Source organism: Corynebacterium sp. KPL1818 (assembly GCF_000478135.1).
In the GTDB taxonomy this organism is placed as follows: Bacteria; Actinomycetota; Actinomycetes; order Mycobacteriales; family Mycobacteriaceae; genus Corynebacterium; species Corynebacterium accolens.
On the sequence record NZ_KI515760.1, the window covers coordinates 384494 to 400183 of the forward strand.

Genomic DNA, 15690 nt, shown 5'->3' on the forward strand with positions numbered 1-15690 from the left:
AATTCGGGGTGACTCGGCAACTGCGCGGGTTGGTGCAGTATTATGGAGCCTTAGCAATTTACATAGTACGCGCGGGAAAATAATTTTCACCTGCGCGTCGATTATGGAAAAAGGATGGAGTTCGCGTGTCTGAGATTTCGCGTGATGAGGTAGCCCACCTTGCCAAGCTTTCCCGCCTGGCATTAAGCGATGAAGAGCTAGCCCAATTCGCAAGCCAGATTGATGAAATTGTTGATTCCGTTTCCGCAGTACGGAACGTGGACACTGAAGGCGTGGAACCGATGAGCCACCCGCACTCCGTGGATGCACCGATGCGCGAAGACGTTATCGTGCGCACCCTTACCGCCGAGCAGGCCTTGGACCAAGCGCCGGCCGTGGAAGATGAGCGATTCGTCGTGCCGCAGATTTTGGGAGGAGAGTAAATGACCAACGTTGTTGTACCTGCGGAGGGACTGACCTCTTTGACCGCCGCCGAGCTGGCGGACAAGATTCACGCGCGCGAGGTGACCTCCCGCGAAGTTACCCAGGCCTTTTTGGACCGCATTGCGGAAACCAATCCCGAACTTAACTCCTTCCTGCACGTGGGGCAGGTGGAAGCATTGGCGGCTGCCGATGCCGTGGATAAGGCCCTCGATGCCGGCGAAAAGCCCGCATCGGCATTGGCCGGCGTGCCGCTGGCCCTAAAAGACCTGCTGGTTACTACCGATGCCCCCACTACCGCCGCATCCAAGATGCTCGAGGGCTACATGTCTCCCTACGACGCCACGGTGACCAAGCGCCTGCGCGAGGCCGGCATCCCCATCCTTGGCAAGACGAACCTGGATGAGTTTGCGATGGGTTCGTCCAATGAGAACTCCGCCTTTGGCCCGGTTCACAACCCGTATGACACCGAGCGCACCCCGGGCGGTTCCGGTGGCGGTACCGCAGCAGCGCTGGCTTCGGGGCAGGCTCCGTTGGGCATTGGTACCGATACCGGCGGATCCATTCGCCAGCCGGCGGCGCTTACCAATACCGTGGGCGTGAAGCCCACCTACGGCACGGTGTCTCGCTACGGCCTGATCGCGGCCGCGTCCTCGCTGGACCAGGCGGGTCCCTGTGGCCGTACCGTCCTGGATACCGCGCTCTTGCACGAGGTTATTGCTGGCCATGATGCCTTCGACGCCACGTCTGTGGACAGGCCTGTTGCCCCCGTGGTGGAGGCCGCCCGCGAAGGCGCGAAGGGTGATCTGAGCGGCGTCAAGGTAGGCCTTATCAAGCAATTCGAGCGTGATGGCTGGCAGGACGGCGTGATGGAGAACTACCACGCCGCCGTGGAACAGCTGCGCGAGCAGGGCGCGGAAATCGTTGAGGTGGACTGCCCGCACTTCGATGAGGCATTGGCCGCGTACTACCTGATCATGCCGTGTGAGGTCTCGTCCAACCTGGCCCGCTTCGATGGCATGCGCTACGGCCTGCGCGCTGGCGATGACGGATCCCACTCCGCGGAACAGGTCATGTCCCAGTCGCGCGCAGAGGGCTTCGGCCCCGAGGTCAAGCGCCGCATCATGCTGGGCACGTATGCGCTGTCCGTGGGCTACTACGATGCCTACTACCTGCAGGCGCAGCGCGTGCGCACCCTCGTGGCCCAGGACTTTGCCCGCGCCTTCGAGCAGGTTGACGTGCTGGTCTCGCCGACCACCCCGACCACCGCGTTCAAGCTGGGAGAGAAGGTCGAAGACCCCATGGCGATGTACAACTTCGACCTGTGCACCTTGCCGCTCAACCTCGCCGGCCTGTGCGGCATGTCCGTGCCTTCCGGCATGGCAGCCGATACCAACCTGCCTACCGGTTTGCAGATCATGGCACCGGCTTTCCAGGATGATCGCCTGTACAAGGTGGGTGCGGCCTACGAAGCGAAGCGCCAAAACTAGCCGCGCTATTTAAAATAGTTGTCACTGTGAAATAGCTGCGGATTAGATAACGATTCGTTTACACCCCTGTCGGATGCCCATCCGGCAGGGGTAAATTACTGGGTATGACTTTGAAAAAGATTGCAACCGCGACGATGTCCGTCTCCGCAGCTGCGCTCATGGCCATGGGCGTAGCAAACGCTGAACAGCCCGCAGCAACTCCCAAACCAGCAGAAAACCCCGCACCGGTTGAGCCCGGTACCGAGGTAGCAGACTCCACCGCCAAGAGCGACTTGGTGGAATCCCTGCCGGCAGACGCTGACAAGCTGGTGCCGAATATCGAGGGCCAGACCATCACCGGTGAGCTGCACTCCGTCAAGGAAGACGGCAAGTTCACCGTGCAGTTCGACAAGGATCAGTCCTTGGTCCTCAACGATGGCTGCAATACCTACACCACCTCCTACGATGTGGATAAGGATGGCACCATCCACGTAGGTGACTTCGCCTCCACTATGGCGGCATGCGATGACCACACCCAGGCGCTTTCTGATTCCCTGCGTGACGTCCTCGAGTCCGAGCCTTCCTTCTATGCCCTGCCTGACGGCCAGGCCGCACTGGGCACTGAGGACAACGCCGTTGTCTTCAACGTCGTAGAGTAAATACTCACAAGATCACTCAGCACCATGATCCTCCTTGGCGGGGGACCATGGTGCTGTTGTGTATGTGGTGGGGTGGACTACTTGGCATCGGAAAGCGCGTAGGCGGCGCCCGCAGAGGCGGCCGTCACGGCGAGGACTGCTGGCCAGGAACCAATCTTCTTTGCCAATGGGTGGGAAGCGCCGAACGCGCCGACGTACAGGGCGGACAGGCCAGCGGTCGTGGCTGGGTTGGTCTTCTTTGCCCAGGAACGGCCGGCCCACAGGCCCGCAGCGCCGAGGATGACGCCGCCGAGTGGGCGAATGCCGGTCTCGCGGGCGGTGACCCAACCACCGATGAGGCCGAGGGTAACGGTGGTGGCGGTGGATACGTCTTGTGGTTTTTTGATATCAATCATGGACATGGTGGCCAGTCTAGGCCTGATTTGTGTGCCCCGCTAGAATTCCTGCCATGACTGTGGAGACTAATCTGCCACCTGAGCGCCAAGCATGGCGCGCCATGTTCGCGCTATCCCTCGGCTTCTTCGTGTCCCTGTTGGATCAGTCGATGGTGGCCATCGCCCTGCCGGAGATTCAGGCGGATTTAGGCGCCACGGTCAATGAAATCTTGTGGGTCTCGGCAGCCTTTTTGCTTGCCGTGGTGGTGCCGCTGCTCTTTACGGGGCGGCTTGGCGATGTCCTTGGCCAGCGCGCCCTATTTTGCATCGGCGTGGGGCTGTTTGGGATCGGCGCAGTAGCGTGCGCGCTGGCGCCGTCGATAGAAGTGCTCATCGTCGCGCGCATCGTGCAGGGCTTGGGAGCATCGCTGGAAATGCCACAGACGATGTCCGTTATTAACCGGGTCTTCGCCCGCGAGCGCCGTGGGCGTGCGCTGGGGGTGTGGGGGATTATCGGTTCGGTGGCATCCTTGGCCGGGCCGCTCCTCGGCGGATTCCTCGTGGCTTATTTTGGCTGGCAGGCGGCCTTTTGGGTGCACGTACCATTTGTCATTGCCGCCATCGTGCTGGCTCTGCTGTGGATACCGAAGCTGCCGACCACAGCCCAGGACATCGATAAGCCCTCGGCCATAGTCTCGCTCATCGCGCTCGGCTCGATCGTCTTTGGCATCCAACAAGGCCCAGAGTTGGACTGGGATTGGCGGGTATTGGTGGTGCTTGCCATCGGCATTGCCGCAAGCATTGCCTTCGTGCGCCTGCAGGCTAGCGCGCAGGATCGTGGTTCCACGCCGCTGTTTCCGGTGGAGCTCTTCCACAACCGCAACTATGCGGCCGGCTCCGTGGGCATTTTGACCATGGGCTTTATGGCGGCTTCGGTCATGTTGCCGGTGATGTTGTGGCTGCAATCGGTCAAGGGGCTATCCGCCGGCGAGGCCGGCATCATCGTGGCTCCCATGGCGCTGGTCTCAATGCTGATGTCGCCCATCGCAGGCATCCTCACGGACGCGGTGAATCCGCGCCTGATGGGGCTAGTGGGTTTTAGCCTGATGATCGCCTCGCTGTGTTTGGCCTGGTGGGTCATGCATGCCGATGCCAACCCGTGGTGGCTGGCCCCGCCCATCGCCGTCTTAGGAATTGGCCAGTCCTTTATCTGGGGCTCTAATGCGGCAACGACGCTGCGCGATATTTCACCTCACCACATGGGCGCGGCGTCGGGGGCGTATAACACCTCCCGCCAGGTGGGATCCGTGGTGGGCGTGGCCCTAGTTTCCGCCGTGATGCAAACGGGTAATCCGACAACGGCGATCATCAATTCGCTCCTTGTGATTGTCATCGCGCTGGTAGTGGGACTTATCTCCTCGCTGCGCTACGTGGACACGCTGCATGGATAAAAATCCTGCGCTAAATTGGGGGATATGCGTCTTGCTGTACTGACTTCCGGTGGCGATTGCCCCGGCTTGAATGCTGTAATCCGTGCGGTTGTGCGAACCGCATCCAACGAATTCGGCGATACCGTCGTGGGTTACGAAGACGGGTGGGTTGGACTCTTAGAAGACCGCCGGCGCGATCTTTACGACGATGCCGGTATCGACCGGATTCTCTTGCGCGGCGGCACCATTTTGGGCACCGGTCGGCTGCACCCCGATAAATTTAAGGCCGGCCTGGAGCAGATCAAGACGAATATGCGCGAGGCCGAGGTCGATGCCCTCGTTGCCATCGGCGGCGAAGGCACGCTCAAGGGTGCTAAGTGGCTCAACGATAATGGCATCCCCGTTGTAGGCGTGCCGAAGACCATTGACAATGACGTCAACGCCACGGACTATACCTTCGGCTTCGATACCGCGGTATCGGTGGCAACGGATGCGATCGACCGCCTGCACACGACGGCGGAGTCCCACAACCGCATCCTCATCGTGGAGGTCATGGGCCGCCACGTGGGCTGGATTGCTTTGCACGCAGGCATGGCCGGCGGCGCACACTACACCGTGATTCCAGAAGAGCCCTTCGATATCGCGGAGATTACCAAGGCGATGGAACGCCGCTTCCAGATGGGCGAGAAGTACGGCATCATTTGCGTGGCCGAAGGTGCCCTGCCAAAGGAGGGCACCATGGAGTTTGAAGCCGGTGGCGTCGACCAGTTTGGCCACCAAACCTTCAATGGGATTGGCCAGGTCATTGGCGATGAAATCAATAAGCGCACCGGCTATGACGTGCGTACCACCGTGTTGGGCCACATCCAGCGCGGCGGCACGCCCACCGCGTATGACCGCGTTCTGGCAACCCGCTACGGCGTGCACGCTGCCCGCGCGGCGCACAATGGGGACTCGGGAATGTGCGTTGCCCTGCACGGCGAAGATATCGAACTGGTGCCTTTGGAAGAGGCCGTGGGTACGCTGAAGACGGTGCCCGATGCCCGCTACCGCAATGCGCAGGCCCTCTTCGGTTAAGGCCCGTTAAATCTCCGCCGTCTCGAATATTAAGATCGCCCTCTCACATGGTGGGAGGGTATTCTTTTGTCTATGAGTACCAATAGCGCTACAGAAAAACAGGAAGAACGGCAGGCGCTCATCGCGGCTCTGGGCTTTCCCATGCTCGTTATCATCGGTGGCATTATTGGCTACATCGCCCCGAATACCGCGGCATCCTTTGCCCCGCAGGTAACCCCGCTGCTGGGCATCGTCATGTTCGGCATGGGGCTTACCCTCAAGCCTGTCGATTTTGCGCTCGTGGTGCGACGGCCGCTGCCGGTGGTGCTTGGCGTGGTGACACAGTTCGTCATTATGCCGCTGATCGCGCTCGCCGTGGTGGCAGCCATGGATCTACCAGAGGCGGTGGCGGCCGGAGTGATTTTGGTCGGCTGCGCCCCAGGTGGCACGAGCTCCAACGTGGTGTCCTACCTAGCGCGCGGCGATGTCGCGCTTTCGGTGACCATGACCTCCATCTCTACGCTTTTGGCGCCCATCCTCACCCCGCTTTTGACCTTGTGGTTGGCGGGCGAATACATGCCGGTCTCCGCGGCGTCGATGGCGTGGTCCATCGTCAAGGTGGTGCTCGTTCCGGTCATCGCGGGCATCGTCATCGGCATGCTGCTTCCACGGCTCGTGGCAAAGATTCAGGCGGCATTGCCGTGGATCTCCGTTACCGCGATTGCCTTGATCGTGTGCATTGTTGTTGGTGGCGCACATGACAATATAGCCACCGCCGGTGCGCTGGTCTTTGCCGCTGTGGTCATTCACAATGCGTGCGGCTATGGCTTGGGCTACCTCGCGGGCCTTTTTACCCGCCAGCCGGTTCCGGTCCGCCGCACCATGGCTGTGGAGGTAGGAATGCAGAATTCCGGGTTAGCCACCAGCCTTGCCTCGTCCTACATGAGCCCACTGGCCGCCTTGCCCGGCGCCGTCTTTTCTGTGTGGCACAACTTGTCCGGCGCGATCCTGGCTGCGCTGTGCCGCTTTAGCGATGCCCGCAAGGCCAAAGCCAGCTAAAAATGAATGGTGACAGCGGGGAAGTTCTGGTCTACGAACCAGGGCTCCTCCGTGATGGTGAGTGGGGCTTGGCCTTCCTCGAAGGCTAAGGTATCGCCGCCTTTGACGGTGGCGCCTTGCAGGATGTGGTCGGCGATATTTGCCAGCTTGTAATAGAGGTCCGTGGGATCCATCGAGCTGGTGCGCGCCTGAATTTCCGGGTGACCCGCTTGGACTAGGCCCATGGAGTAGCCGCGGAGCTCGCCGCCAGATTGGGTAATCCACACCGGCGCGATGTGCATGGGGGCGAGGTTATTGCGCACGGCGTCATTAAACATCGCCGGGGAGATGGAGACGTTTCCGCGTGGGTTGTGGATGATAAGGCAGTTGGCGTGCTGGGCTACGGCGGACGTCGCTTGGGATAGCAGCTCTAGGTGCTCGCGGCGCGGCTCGCGGAATTGGTGGGAGAGGTCGTGTTCCTGGTTATCCGGAAGGACCGAGACCAGCACCTGGGTTCCCGCGGTGTTGAGGTCGCCGGCATCGGCGCTCAAGATGGGGTGGAGGCCGTAACTATCTGGGGTGGGTGCGGAATCGATGGTCTGGTAGTGCAGGAGAAAAGCGCCATCGATAGGCACCACGAGGCTACCCGGGTTCTTGCCGGGAGTAATCTCGCCGGCACGCCCCGAAAACGTGCCGGTAATGGCCTCTTTGATCTCTTCGGTAGAGGGGGCGGTGGAAAAGACGGCGATGTTGATGAGTGGGGCATCGACAAGCGAAGTGTCTACTGTATGTGGAGTCGTCATGACAGTCACCCTAGGGGCTAGCGCGCGAGAGTGCACGAACGTATTAAGATGGCACGCATGACTGCTGCGATGTATGACCTGATGGACTTCGACGAGGTCCTCGACAAGTATGAACCGGTAATGGGCATGGAAGTCCACGTGGAGCTGGATACGGAAACCAAGATGTTTTCCACCTCCGCCACGAACTTCAGCGCAGCCCCTAACTCCAATACCGATCCGGTATCGCTGGGCCTTCCTGGGGCTCTTCCCGTGGTTAACTCCAAGGGTGTGGAGGGCGCAATCAAGATTGGCCTGGCGCTTAATTGCTCCATCGCGGAATCCTCGCGCTTTGCCCGCAAGAATTACTTCTACCCGGACCAGCCAAAGAACTACCAGATTTCACAGTACGATGAGCCGATTGCCTATGACGGCTACCTCGACGTCGTGCTGGAAGACGGCACGGAATGGCGCGTGGAGATTGAGCGCGCCCACATGGAAGAAGACACCGGAAAGCTGACCCACCTGGGTGGCGCCGATGGCCGCATCCACGGCGCCACCGCATCCCTAGTGGACTGCAACCGCGCGGGCATCCCGCTCATTGAGATCGTTACCAAGCCCATCATCGGTGCCGGCGAGCGCGCCCCCGAGGTGGCGAAGGCCTATGTATCGGCGCTGCGCGAGCTTGTCGCCGCCTTGGGCGTTTCCGATGCCCGCATGGATCAAGGCTCCATGCGCGTGGACTCCAACCTTTCCTTGCGACCAATCGGCCAAGAAGAATTCGGTACCCGTACCGAGACGAAGAATATCAACTCCATGCGCTCGGTCGAACAGGCCGTGCGCTTTGAGATGCAGCGCCAGGCACAGGTGCTGGAAGATGGCGGCAGCATCGAGCAGGAGACCCGCCACTACCAAGAAACCGATGGCTCTACTTCTAAGGGCCGTCCGAAGGAGACCGCGGAGGACTACCGCTACTTCAATGACCCGGATTTGCCGCCGGTCATCGCCCCGCGCGAGTGGGTAGAAGAGCTGCGCGCAACCCTTCCGGAGCTGCCGTGGGTCCGCCGCGCCCGCATCCAAAAGGAGTGGGGCATTAAGGACGAGGAGATGCGCGACCTAGTCAACGCGGGCGCACTGGACCTCATCGTGGAGACGGTCGAAGCCGGCGCGAAGCCGGACGAGGCTCGTTCCTGGTGGGTGTCTTATCTTGCAGGTAAGGCCAATGAGCAGGACAAGACCCTGGCCGAACTGGATATCACCCCAGCCCACATTGCCCGCGTCATCGCCTTGGTCAAGGAAGGCAAACTGACCACCAAGCTAGCGCGCCAAGCCGTCGATGGCGTGCTGGCGGGCGAGGGCGACGTTGACGAGGTCGTCGCCAAGCGCGGCCTCGAGGTCGTGCGCGATGACGGTGCCATCGAAAAGGCTGTGGATGATGCCTTGGCCGCCAACCCGGACATCGTGGAGAAGTATCGCGCCGGCAATAAGAAGGTCACCGGCGCGATTGTCGGTGCCGTGATGAAGGCGACGCAGGGCAAGGCGGATCCGGGCCAGGTTAATAAGCTGATCGCGGAGAAGCTGAGCTAATACGCCACTGATCGAGCCAGTCTTCGTCCCCGGTTCTAAAGGGGTCGGAGGCTGGCTTTCGTGGTTTTTAAATTGACCATAGTTTTCATTTGGGCAGGTCAGGGCGGCAAAGCGTAGACTATGTGACATGCCAATTAAATCTAAAGTTCTGCAAAAACGAGCCCGGATGCACCATTTCGCACCGTAGAAATCGAACGCCGCGATCCGCGCGAAGATGACGTCGTCATCGATATCAAAGCGGCAGGCATTTGCCACTCGGATATTCACACCATTCGCAATGAGTGGGGCGAGGCCCACTTCCCGCTGACGGTGGGCCACGAGATCGCTGGCGTGGTGGAAGCAGTAGGGGACAAGGTCACCAAGTTTAAGGTGGGCGACCGTGTGGGGGTTGGCTGCTTGGTCAATTCCTGTGGGGTATGCGAGCAGTGCCGCAATGGGCAAGAGCAAAACTGCCTGAACGGCTCGGTGGGAACCTATAACTCTGAAGACGTTGATGGAACCATTACCCAGGGCGGCTATGCACAAAAGGTCGTCGTTAATGAGAATTTCGTGTTGACGATTCCAGAAGGCCTCGACTTTGATGTTGCGGCCCCGCTCTTGTGCGCCGGTATTACCACCTACTCGCCCTTGGCCCGGTGGCAGGTCAAGGAAGGCGATAAGGTAGCCGTCGTTGGCCTTGGCGGTCTGGGCCACATGGGTGTGCAGATCGCCGCCGCCAAGGGTGCTGAGGTCACCGTCATTTCCCGCTCCTTGCGCAAGGAACAAGAAGCCTACAAGCTCGGCGCGCAGCGGGTGTTGGCAACGGGTGAGGACCCCGATTTCTTTGCCAACCACAAGGGCGAGTTCGATCTGATTTTGTCCACCATTTCCGCTTCCTATTCCCTCAATGACTACTTGCAGCTGTTGAAGCCGCGGGGGATCATGTCTGTGGTCGGCCTGCCGCCAGAGGAACTGGGAATCACGATGGGCAACCTCGTCGGTGGCGGCAAGGTATTGACCGGAAACAATATTGGCGGCATTGCCGAAACCCAAGAGATGCTGGACTTCTGTGCAGAACACGGCATTGGCGCGGTCATCGAAAAGGTGGGCGTTGATGACGTTGACGCAGCCTATGAGCGGGTTGTTGCCGGTGACGTAAAGTTCCGCTTCGTCATCGATACGGAAACTTTCGCGGATTAAGTATGTAAGCTACTTCATCGCCAAAAGATGATGTATTGTATTTCACGCACGTGCAAGTAGGATTTCGTTATTGGCTTACGTACCATGTGCACAGGAGCACACTCCTGCGCCGCGCCTCCCTGCACGTGTCGGGGGGGATAAGGAGGGGGCCTGGAGCGCGCGCACTGGTGTGTGAAAATTATCCGCTACAAAAGTTAGGCAACTGTGTCTTATAAAAATATTCTCGCCATGGCCATGTCCTTCGTGGGCCTGCTGGTAGGCGCAGGCTTTGCTACGGGCCAGGAGGTCGTGCAATATTTCACCGCCTTCGGCTCTTGGGGTATTGCCGGCATTATCGTCGCAGCGGCCATTATGACGCTGGCGGGCACCGTGTTCTTGCAATTGGGCAGCTATTTCCACGCCACTGAGCACAACACGGTCTTCCGCAAAGTCACGCACCCCATCGTGTCCAAGCTCTTGGACGTGGCCGTTATTATCACGCTCTTTGCTATCGGCTTCGTGATGCTGGCCGGTGCAGGTTCGAATATGGAGCAGCAATTTGGCTGGCCGGCTTGGATCGGCTCGACGCTGATGCTGGGGCTCGTGATTGCCGTCGGCATGATGGACGTCGATAAGGTGTCCAAGGTCATCGGTATGCTTACCCCGTCCATCATCATCGCCGTCATCGGCGTGGCCATTTACACCATGTTCCATATGCCGGACGATATTGGCGCAGCGATGGAAGCCTCCAGCCAGATCGATACCCCGATTGGCAACTGGCTGGTCTCCGCGCTGAACTACAACGGTCTGGCTTTGATGCTGGCGGTATCCATGTCGCTGGTCATTGGCGGCGATAATATTAGCCCGCGCGAGGCCGGCTGGGGCGGCATCTTCGGCGGCATCGTCTACTCCGTCATGATGGGCCTGGCAGGTTTTGCGTTGTTGATGAACGCCGAGGAGATCGAGGGCTCCGATATCCCGATGCTCTCCTTGGTCGATAGCGTCAACCCAGTCTTGGGCGGGATCATGGCCATCGTTATTTACCTGATGATTTTCAATACCGCCATCGGTATGTTTTACGCATTGGGTAAGCGCCTCTCCGCCGGCAACGAGTCCAAGTTCCGCGTTATCTTCATCGCTGGCTGTTTCGCGGGCTTTGGCGTTTCCTTCTTCGGCTTCAAGACCTTGATGCAGTACGTCTACCCGGTCATCGGTTACATGGGCATCGCGATGGTGGCCGTCTTGGTCTTTGCATGGTTCCGCAGCCAGTCCAAGATTCAGGACGAGGCGCTGCGTCGCGAGCGCGTGCGTTCGCTGATGCACCTGAAGCTGAATCCGAACAAGGAATACGACGCAGATCGCTACGACGACGAGATTGGTCAGCACCTTGAGGATTCCAATATGGATAGCGAGGCACTCTATGAAGAGCTCGTGACCGAGGTGACGGAAAAGCTCGACGGTGATGACGATGTGGACTTTGATAAGGAAGAATTTGAGAAGCAAAACCAGGACGATCACACCTACTACATCGAGCGCGATGGCGTAGAGCACGACCGCTCGCCGGAAGAGATTGAAAAGTGGATCGAGGAAACCGGTGCTATCGGTGATCCGGAGGAAGACGATGAGTCTTCCGAAGCGGAAAGCTCCCAGAAGTAGTCTCGCCTTCAGGCAATAAATTTCCCTCCCCAGGATTTCCTGAGGAGGGATTTTCTATGCCTTGTGCTTGCCGATGCCCCCTTTAAACGCTTAGCGCTGGAGCTGGGCTAGGGGATTACAGCAGGAGAAGCTTGAGGGTCAGGCCGATCATGATGACGCCGATGCCAACGTTAATCCAGCGCCAGACTTCCGGGCGGGAGAGGACGTGGGAGAAGCGGGCAGCGCCAAAGCCAATGACGGGGAACCACGTAAAGCTGGCGGCAATGGCACCGCCGGCGAACAGCCACCGGCCGGGGTCACCATACTGGTTGGCGATGCCGCCGAGCATGACCAAAACGTCGACATAGGCACCAGGGTTGAGCCAGGTTAGCGCCAGCGCGGTAAGAAGCGGCTTGACCCAAGAGGGCGAGCGCTTGATCTCTTGGCGTTGGGTGGCGGTAGCGGTGGCGACAGAACCGTGCTCGGTGCCGGCCCCACCCGTGGAGTCGCCGTCGAAGGTCGCTACTTCCTCGGTCGAATTCGGGGAAGTAGATTCCACGTCGATGGCCTCGCCCTTGGTTTTGAAGGCATCGCGGAAGCAGGTGAAGGTGAAAAAGGCGAGGTATGCCGCGCCGATGTACTTGAGCGCCTCAAGCGCATTGGGAAAGCGCTCAACCAGGTAGCCGACACCGGCGGTGCCGGAGGTAATGAGGATGACATCGGAAAGCGCGCACACCACGATGATGAGCCCGATGTGATCGCGGCGGATGCCGTATTTCAACAGCATCGCATTTTGGGGGCCGACGGCCACGATGAGGGACAAACCAAGCACAAAACCAGCAAGCACGATGGACATGCCTCTAGTGTGAATCCAAGCGGTAAATAAGTCCAGTTAATCTATCTTCATATGGTTTAGAATAGCTTCATGAACCCGGTACATTTGGAAACCTTGCTGGCTATCGTGGAAGAAGGAAGCTTTGAGGTCGCCGCCTCGGTCCTGGGGATTTCTCCGTCTGCGGTAAGCCAGCGCATCAAGGCGTTGGAGGCGAGCACCGGCCGCGTGCTGGTGCGGCGGGCGAATCCGGTGGGGGCGACGGAAGCCGGGGAGATCCTGGTGCAGGCGGCACGGCGCATGGCGTTGGTGCAGGCAGAGACCGATGCCAGGTTGGGCCAGCGCCTAGCGCGCGTGCCCTTGTCGGTGGCCATCAACTCCGACTCGCTCGCCACCTGGTTTACGCAGGTATTAAGCGATACCGCGCAGCGGGGAGACGTTGCCCTGCGCATCCGCATTGAGGATGAGGCCCGCACGCTCGCGATGCTGCGGCGCGGCGATGTCTTGGGTGCGGTAACGAGGGAGCATTCGCCGGTATCCGGGTGCGATTCCACGTTCTTGGGGACCATGCGCTATTTCGCCGTTGCCGCCCCGCATATCGCGGAGGGCTTTCATTCAGGGCGGTTTACCTGGGAGACGATGCCGCTGGTGGGCTATGGTCCCAATGATCAGGTGCTCGATGATGCTATGCGCGAGCGCTTTATTGATTCTCACGTCGTGCGCGCCAGGGTTTCGCAGATTCCTTCTTCGGAAGGTTACCTGGAGGCCGTGCGCGTGGGCCTGGGGTGGGGGCTATTGCCGCAGGCTCAGGCTCAGCCACTGGTGGAATCGAAAGAGCTGCTGCTTCTCGATGACCACCAGCTCGACATCGACCTCTACTGGCAGCGTTGGCGCCTAGAATCCGAGGTCTTAAGCGATCTGACTAGGTCCGTAATTAACGCGGCTGCGGGGCTGGGAAGAGCTTAAGCTGAAAGTCTTCCGGATTCTTTACTTCCTCGCCGGAGGGAATGGGACCCGGGAGACGCACGCTGGGGGCAAAGGGTTGGCCGCCAAAGCGATCGCGGTCATGGGGCTCTGCTAACCAGGACATATCCGGTCCCACCGGAATGATGCGGGTGGGGTTGATTTCCGTGTGCGTGGCAAAGTAATGCTGCTTGATCTCGGTGAAATCGGTGGTATCACCAAAGCCCGGTAGCTGGAATAGTTCCTGCAGGTAGCCGCGCAGGTTGGGCAGTTCCTGGATCTTGTGGCGCGAGCACTTGAAGTGTGAGTAATACACCGGATCGAAGCGCACGAGGGTGGCAAACAGGCGGATATCGGTCTCGGTAATGTGTTCGCCAACCATATAGCGCTGGGTGCCCAGGCGCTCCTCGGCCCAATCGAGCGCCTCCCACAGCTGGTCATAGGCCTCTTCGTAGGCTTCTTGCGAGCCGGCAAAACCGCAGCGGTACACGCCATTATTGATGCCGTGGAAGATGTACTCGTTGAGTTCCTCCATCTCCTCGCGGTGCTGCTTAGGGAAGAGATCGGGGGCGCCTTCTGCCTGGAAGTTGGTCCACTGCTCAATAAAATCGCGCACCATAGAGGGGTAATCATTGGTGACCACCCGGCCCGTAGATTCTTCGACTAGGGCGGGCACGGTAATCCCGCGGGGATAGTCCGGAAAGCGCTCAAAGTAGGCTTCCTGCAGGCGCTTGTAGCCCAAAACCGGGTCTACTTCGCCCTCGTCTAGGTCGAATGTCCAGGACCGCGCATCGTGCACGGGCCCGGCGAGGGCCAAGGAAATGGAGTCCTCTAAGCCCAACAGGCGGCGAGCGATGACCGCGCGGTGCGCCCACGGACAAGCGCGGGCTGCAACCAGGCGGTAACGGCCAGCCTCCATGGGCCAATAAAAGGTACCATCGTCCTGCGCGGTTACCTCGGATACTTCAGGTGAAATGCGGTCTTCGATATAGGTGGTATCGCGAATAAACTCGCCATCTGGTGACGCATTGCGGGCATCTCCTGCCCAGTCGGAGTCGTGTGAAGTCATCGAGTCATTCCCAATTCTGGTGGATTCATAAGGCGGAGGAAGTGTCCCCGCCGACAATTAATGTTTATACGTCAACTATATGACATTGTTGATATTACGACAAGATGGGAGCTAGGGGAAGAGGGGTGCGGGAACAATTGCGGCGCGCCGTTAACGGTACCGCAAAACTGCAGGCAACTGTCTTAAATTGGTCATATGAGCGATAAGCAGCAACCGGATAAAGCCAATCCCTTAGACGAGGATCTTAATGTCCCAGCCTACGATTCCATGCGGCAGGATAACCCCGATGTCTTTGCCCGCGCAGGGCGCGCCGAACCGCAAGAAATTCGGCCGCAGAAGCAAGAGGCGGCGGAGACGGAAGTTTTGTCCAACCCTGCCGCTAATGGGGCTTCACAGCAGGGAAACCAGCAATCCGCAGGTGAGGATACCGCGGTATTGGATCCCGCAGCGGCGGCGCAGACCGAAGGTATTGCGGCAGAAGATGTTTCCCTAACCCCTGAAGAGCTGGCGGAACAAGAGCGCAAGCTTCAGCAGGAGCAGGAGGATAAGGAAGGCTATAAGCGCTATGGGCGTCGTGGCACCATTGACTTTGGTCTCTTTTTTGTCCGCTTGGCTATGAGCGCCTATCTCATGATTGCCGGCGTAGCCACGTTCTTCTCGCTGGGCGATGGCGCCGGAGTCTCCGGCTTGGAAAGCGATTACTCGCAGTACGCTTGGGCTAATTCCTTTGCCCTAGCGGTGCCGACCGTGCAGCTGATCGCCGGAGCATTCCTCCTTTTGGGCCTGATTAGCCCGCTTGCGGCCATGCTTGGCTTGGTCGTTACCGGTTTCACCGCATTGCACGAGCTGGCGGAATCGGGTGCTGGTCTGCAGGTCTTTGACTGGCCGGACTCGGTATGGCTATCGCTGGTACTTTTTGTGGTCGCGATTGGCCTGCAATTTACCGGTCCTGGTTTTATTTCCTTGGACTTTGGCCGCTCTTGGGCGCGGCGCCCACTGGGTACGTCGTGGGTCTTTGTGGTGGTCGGTATCGCCATCTTGGTTGCCGTGTGGTTCTTTGGCGCGGCAGTAAACCCCATTGCTTAGCCTGTTACTCGCTACCGTGTAAGTGAATCCCCGCCGCAGTTAATGCGGTGGGGATTTCCTTCCACCCTTGCTTTCCGCTATGGAAAGTGAAAGAATTGCCATAACGGAAAGTATGGAATCCTGGATTTTGGAGAT

At 59.4% G+C, this 15690-nt stretch carries 14 protein-coding genes and 1 pseudogene; 11 read left to right on the forward strand and 4 right to left on the reverse strand.

The genetic code is table 11. From position 1 onward, the window contains the following. Positions 1-125 precede the first annotated feature (125 nt). The 3 genes from gatC (at position 126) to HMPREF1261_RS11425 (ending at position 2548) form a co-directional block, all read left to right on the forward strand. Positions 126-422 carry an Asp-tRNA(Asn)/Glu-tRNA(Gln) amidotransferase subunit GatC gene (gene gatC, locus HMPREF1261_RS11415; protein ID WP_005280231.1) on the forward strand — a complete coding sequence of 99 codons (297 nt, stop codon included), beginning with the start codon at positions 126-128 and terminating at the stop codon, positions 420-422. Continuing rightward, complete coding sequence (gene gatA, locus HMPREF1261_RS11420; protein WP_023031066.1) at positions 423-1910, forward strand: Asp-tRNA(Asn)/Glu-tRNA(Gln) amidotransferase subunit GatA; 1488 nt, start codon at positions 423-425, stop codon at positions 1908-1910. It begins immediately after the preceding gene. A 104-nt stretch (positions 1911-2014) separates the two neighbouring features. Continuing rightward, positions 2015-2548 carry an META domain-containing protein gene (locus tag HMPREF1261_RS11425; protein ID WP_023031067.1) on the forward strand — a complete coding sequence of 178 codons (534 nt, stop codon included), beginning with the start codon at positions 2015-2017 and terminating at the stop codon, positions 2546-2548. A 77-nt stretch (positions 2549-2625) separates the two neighbouring features. Here the strand turns inward: HMPREF1261_RS11425 and HMPREF1261_RS11430 are convergent, their stop codons facing one another. Continuing rightward, the gene (locus HMPREF1261_RS11430; protein ID WP_005282483.1) at positions 2626-2949 is read right to left on the reverse strand and encodes a membrane protein; all 324 of its coding nucleotides are present in this window, start codon (positions 2947-2949) and stop codon (positions 2626-2628) included. A gap of 47 nt (positions 2950-2996) precedes the next feature. On the opposite strand from HMPREF1261_RS11430, the gene HMPREF1261_RS11435 reads away from it, so the two are divergent. From HMPREF1261_RS11435 to HMPREF1261_RS11445, 3 genes are all read left to right on the forward strand, one after another. Then, positions 2997-4373 carry a DHA2 family efflux MFS transporter permease subunit gene (locus tag HMPREF1261_RS11435; protein WP_034658397.1) on the forward strand — a complete coding sequence of 459 codons (1377 nt, stop codon included), beginning with the start codon at positions 2997-2999 and terminating at the stop codon, positions 4371-4373. A 24-nt stretch (positions 4374-4397) separates the two neighbouring features. Beyond that, complete coding sequence (locus HMPREF1261_RS11440) at positions 4398-5429, forward strand: ATP-dependent 6-phosphofructokinase (RefSeq protein ID WP_023028693.1); 1032 nt, start codon at positions 4398-4400, stop codon at positions 5427-5429. A gap of 72 nt (positions 5430-5501) precedes the next feature. Further along, entirely contained in the window at positions 5502-6467 is a 966-nt protein-coding gene (locus HMPREF1261_RS11445; protein ID WP_023031069.1) for a bile acid:sodium symporter family protein, read from the forward strand. On the opposite strand, the gene HMPREF1261_RS11450 is transcribed toward HMPREF1261_RS11445, so the two are convergent. After that, entirely contained in the window at positions 6464-7249 is a 786-nt protein-coding gene (locus HMPREF1261_RS11450) for a DUF4261 domain-containing protein (RefSeq protein ID WP_023031070.1), read from the reverse strand. The two genes, HMPREF1261_RS11445 and HMPREF1261_RS11450, sit on opposite strands and share 4 nt — an antisense overlap. 57 nt (positions 7250-7306) lie before the next feature. On the opposite strand from HMPREF1261_RS11450, the gene gatB reads away from it, so the two are divergent. From gatB to HMPREF1261_RS11465, 3 genes and pseudogenes are all read left to right on the forward strand, one after another. Beyond that, entirely contained in the window at positions 7307-8812 is a 1506-nt protein-coding gene (gatB, locus tag HMPREF1261_RS11455; protein ID WP_034658400.1) for an Asp-tRNA(Asn)/Glu-tRNA(Gln) amidotransferase subunit GatB, read from the forward strand. A gap of 127 nt (positions 8813-8939) precedes the next feature. Next, positions 8940-9991: pseudogene (locus HMPREF1261_RS11460) on the forward strand (NAD(P)-dependent alcohol dehydrogenase). A 204-nt stretch (positions 9992-10195) separates the two neighbouring features. Next, a complete protein-coding gene (locus tag HMPREF1261_RS11465; RefSeq protein WP_023017814.1) occupies positions 10196-11626 on the forward strand; it encodes a hypothetical protein in 1431 nt (476 codons plus the stop codon). 115 nt (positions 11627-11741) lie between these two features. On the opposite strand, the gene HMPREF1261_RS11470 is transcribed toward HMPREF1261_RS11465, so the two are convergent. Then, positions 11742-12461, reverse strand: coding sequence for a LysE/ArgO family amino acid transporter (locus HMPREF1261_RS11470; protein ID WP_023031073.1), 720 nt, complete (start codon positions 12459-12461; stop codon positions 11742-11744). Positions 12462-12530: 69 nt separating this feature from the next. Here HMPREF1261_RS11470 and HMPREF1261_RS11475 point away from each other — a divergent pair, with 69 nt between their 5' ends. After that, positions 12531-13403, forward strand: coding sequence for an ArgP/LysG family DNA-binding transcriptional regulator (locus HMPREF1261_RS11475; protein WP_005280244.1), 873 nt, complete (start codon positions 12531-12533; stop codon positions 13401-13403). Here HMPREF1261_RS11475 and HMPREF1261_RS11480 read toward each other — a convergent pair. Further along, a complete protein-coding gene (locus HMPREF1261_RS11480) occupies positions 13372-14469 on the reverse strand; it encodes a glutathione S-transferase family protein (protein ID WP_023031074.1) in 1098 nt (365 codons plus the stop codon). The two genes, HMPREF1261_RS11475 and HMPREF1261_RS11480, sit on opposite strands and share 32 nt — an antisense overlap. 195 nt (positions 14470-14664) lie before the next feature. Here HMPREF1261_RS11480 and HMPREF1261_RS11485 point away from each other — a divergent pair, with 195 nt between their 5' ends. Beyond that, positions 14665-15555, forward strand: a complete 891-nt coding sequence (locus HMPREF1261_RS11485) for a DoxX family protein (RefSeq protein WP_023031075.1) — start codon at positions 14665-14667, stop codon at positions 15553-15555. Positions 15556-15690: the final 135 nt, after the last annotated feature.

Bases quoted from the DNA above. Each gene is read 5' to 3' on its own strand.
- HMPREF1261_RS11440 (WP_023028693.1), top strand. From the start codon at position 4,398: ATGCGTCTTGCTGTACTGACTTCCGGTGGCGATTGCCCCGGCTTGAAT.
- HMPREF1261_RS11425 (WP_023031067.1), top strand. From the start codon at position 2,015: ATGACTTTGAAAAAGATTGCAACCGCGACGATGTCCGTCTCCGCAGCT.
- gatB (WP_034658400.1), top strand. From the start codon at position 7,307: ATGACTGCTGCGATGTATGACCTGATGGACTTCGACGAGGTCCTCGAC.
- gatA (WP_023031066.1), top strand. From the start codon at position 423: ATGACCAACGTTGTTGTACCTGCGGAGGGACTGACCTCTTTGACCGCC.
- HMPREF1261_RS11475 (WP_005280244.1), top strand. From the start codon at position 12,531: ATGAACCCGGTACATTTGGAAACCTTGCTGGCTATCGTGGAAGAAGGA.
- HMPREF1261_RS11470 (WP_023031073.1), bottom strand. From the start codon at position 12,461: ATGTCCATCGTGCTTGCTGGTTTTGTGCTTGGTTTGTCCCTCATCGTG.
- HMPREF1261_RS11445 (WP_023031069.1), top strand. From the start codon at position 5,502: ATGAGTACCAATAGCGCTACAGAAAAACAGGAAGAACGGCAGGCGCTC.
- HMPREF1261_RS11450 (WP_023031070.1), bottom strand. From the start codon at position 7,249: ATGACGACTCCACATACAGTAGACACTTCGCTTGTCGATGCCCCACTC.
- HMPREF1261_RS11435 (WP_034658397.1), top strand. From the start codon at position 2,997: ATGACTGTGGAGACTAATCTGCCACCTGAGCGCCAAGCATGGCGCGCC.
- HMPREF1261_RS11430 (WP_005282483.1), bottom strand. From the start codon at position 2,949: ATGTCCATGATTGATATCAAAAAACCACAAGACGTATCCACCGCCACC.
- HMPREF1261_RS11485 (WP_023031075.1), top strand. From the start codon at position 14,665: ATGAGCGATAAGCAGCAACCGGATAAAGCCAATCCCTTAGACGAGGAT.
- HMPREF1261_RS11480 (WP_023031074.1), bottom strand. From the start codon at position 14,469: ATGACTTCACACGACTCCGACTGGGCAGGAGATGCCCGCAATGCGTCA.